The organism is Bacillus sp. SD088 (assembly GCF_017355205.1).
GTDB lineage: Bacteria > Bacillota > Bacilli > Bacillales > Bacillaceae_C > Lederbergia.
In genome coordinates this window covers 1-3,295 of the sequence record NZ_JADIJK010000057.1, presented here as the reverse complement: position 1 = coordinate 3,295, position 3,295 = coordinate 1, and the positions used below count along the sequence as shown (strand labels likewise).

Annotated in this window: 1 protein-coding gene; it reads left to right on the top strand. The window is 43.0% G+C overall.

The genetic code is table 11. The features are described 5' to 3' along the window. On the top strand, positions 1–3,295 hold a 3,295-nt coding region (locus tag IPU53_RS24575; RefSeq protein ID WP_207454151.1), incomplete at both ends, for a non-ribosomal peptide synthetase.

Below are 3,295 nucleotides of genomic sequence, written 5' to 3'. Positions count from 1 at the left end.
AGTCAAGAACATCAGCACAACCGATGACTTTTTTGCGCTGGGTGGCCATTCTCTGCGTGCCACTCGTCTCGTCAATGTGATCGAGGCACAAATGGGCATCCGCTTGCCTTTAAAAATGATCTTTGACGCACCGACGGTCGCTGAACTAAGTGAACAAATCGAGAAGCTAGAAGCCGATCAGTCCTATGAACCGATCCCAGCTGCACCTGCGCAAGATTATTACAAGATGTCTTCTCCGCAGAAGCGTTTGTACATCATCCAAGCGATGGAAGGAGCCGCGACGGCCTATAACATCCCAGGGGTGCTAGAAATGAAAGGAACGGTCGATCGCGATAAGATCGAAACGGTTTGTCAGCAGCTAGTAGACCGCCATGAAATTCTACGCACCAGCTTCCACTTAGTGGAAGGAGAGCCAGTACAAAAAATAGCTGATACGGTATCTGTTCAGGTGGAGTATGAAGAAAACGATGAGCTCACAGCCGCCACGGCTTTAACGGACTTTGTCCGTCCTTTCGATGTCGAACAAGCCCCGTTGTTTCGTGTGAAGGTGGTGCAAGGAAGCGATCATGCCTACTTGTTGTTTGATTTGCATCATTTGATTGCCGATGGGGAATCGATCAATCTGTTAACCAAAGAGTTTTCGCAGCTATACCGGGGAGAATCCTTAGACAAACAAACGGTGCATTATAAAGATTATAGTGAGTGGATGCAGCACAAAGATCTGCAGGCACAAAAGGCGTATTGGGTCGACCAATTCCGGGAGGACATTCCGATCTTAGATCTGCCAACAGACTTTCCACGGCCAGCTAAGCAAAGCTTCCGTGGAGCCACTTGTTCAGTGGAGATGACGCAAGAGATCAAACAGGCGGTCCAGACAATTACACGCCAAACGAACACAACGGAATACATGGTCTTTTTAGCCGCCTTTATGGTGTTATTACAAAAATACAGCGGCCAAGAGGACATCGTCGTAGGCAGTCCGATTTCGGGCAGGACTCATCGGGATACCGAAGGGATGCTTGGTATGTTCGTCAATACCTTGGCACTGCGCGGACGTCCGACCAAAACGAAGACCTTCGGCGAATTTCTAACAGAAATCAAACAGACGACATTAAACGCCTATGAGCATCAGGAATATCCGTTTGAAGATTTAGTTGAAGCAGTAGAGCCAACACGTGACCTATCAAGAAACCCATTATTTGATTGTATGCTGATTCTGCAGAATCAAGGACAAGAAGAGCTGGATTTTAGCAATGGTGAAGCCGATATCGAGGAACATACAACGGTCGCCAAATTTGACCTTACATTCAATATTGACATAACAGAAAGAGGCTACTTAGGAAAATGGGAATACTCTACTGAGCTTTTTCAAGCTGAAACCATTAAACGGATGGCTAACCAGTTTCATTTTCTATTATCATCTCTAGTAAAAAATGAAAGTAAAAAGATCAAAGAGATTAATATTTTATCACAGGAAGAGACTCAGCAGCTTCTTCATGGTTTTAATTATACAAAGGGAGAATTTCCAAAGGAGAAAACAATTGCTGCCTTGTTTGAGGAGCAGGTTAGGCGGACTCCGGAACAGACAGCTGTTATTTTTAAAGATCAAAAACTGACATATGAGGCCCTTAATCGAAAAGCGAACCGCCTAGCAAGAGCGATCAAACAACAAGGAAATAAGCATACAGTGGTGGGAATCCTTATGAATCGTCAACCGGATATGTTTGTTGCGATTATGGCCGTCCTAAAAGCAGGAGCAGCATATTTGCCTATTGATCCAACATTTCCGAGTGAACGAATCAAGTATATGCTCACAGATAGTGAGGCGAAAGTTTTATTAACAGACACAAGCGGTGAGGAGAAAATAAGCGATCATTTTCATGGAACGACGATAAATCTGGATCAAGCTGATAAATATAGCGAGGATTCTTCCAATATTGTGATCAATACGAATGCTGAAGAATTAGCTTATCTTATTTATACATCTGGTTCTACAGGTAAGCCGAAGGGGGTTATGATCCAACATCGGTCGATTGTCAATCTAATAGAGGGAATAACAAAGGCAATTGACTTTACCACAGGAAAAAGGATTTTAAACATTACGACGATCTCATTTGATATTTTTGTGGTTGAATCCCTTTTGCCATTAGTCAGAGGAATGCAAATTGTGCTAGTAGATGAAGAGCAGCAAAAGGACACGGCGCTGATTCGCGAAGCCATTGTGAAACACCAAGTCAATATGTTGCAGCTTACTCCATCCAGAATGAAGGGAATGCTGGACAACGAAGGAAGATTCCCAGACGACTTTCGCTCATTAACAGAAGTAATCGTAGGGGGAGAAGCTTTACCGCAAGGCTTGTCGAATAAGCTATTACAGCAGTTTGATTGTTCTATTTATAATTTATACGGACCATCTGAAACGACAGTATGGTCTACCATGAAAAAACTTCATGTTGGTGAAAAAGTGACGATTGGAAAGCCAATCTTAAATACAGATATCTATATAGTAGATGAAGAGGGAACGATCCAACCGATCGGAGTGAAAGGCGAACTTTGTATTGGCGGAGAAGGTGTAGCCAAAGGATATTGGCAACGGCCAGAATTAACGGCTGAGAAATTTGTGATTCTTCCTCATATAAGTGAACAGCGAATCTATCGAACTGGGGATTTGGCAAGATGGTTGCCTGATGGCAATGTTGAATATTTAGGCAGACTGGACCATCAAGTGAAAATTCGCGGGTTCCGAATTGAACTTGGAGAGATTGAACATGTATTAAAGAGAAAAGCTCATCTTCAAGATGTGGCCGTGATAGCAAGAAATGACGAAATGGAAGAACAGGTCTTATGTGCTTATTATGTGGAAAATCCTGATCAAGCTCCACTGAATGAGGCAGAAATAAAAACAAGCCTAGGAACAGAATTACCGGATTATATGATTCCTGCGTATTTCGTCAAAATGGATCACTTCCCTCTTAATAAAAGCGGAAAGTTAGATCGCCATGCACTACCTGAACCAGATTTCACACCAACAACTACCTATGTTGCACCGCAAAATGATACAGAAGCGATGGTAGTGGAAATTTATCAGGAGGTACTTGGTAGAGAGGAAATCGGTGTAAATGACCACTTTTTCCAAGTGGGAGGACACTCCCTGCGGGCGACACGAGTCATTAATCTAATCGAGACGAAACTGGATGTTCGCTTGCCATTAATCACCATTTTTGAATATCCAACAGTCAGACAGTTAAGTGAGCAAATTCTTAAAAGGAAATCTGCTGTTTACCACCCGATTCCA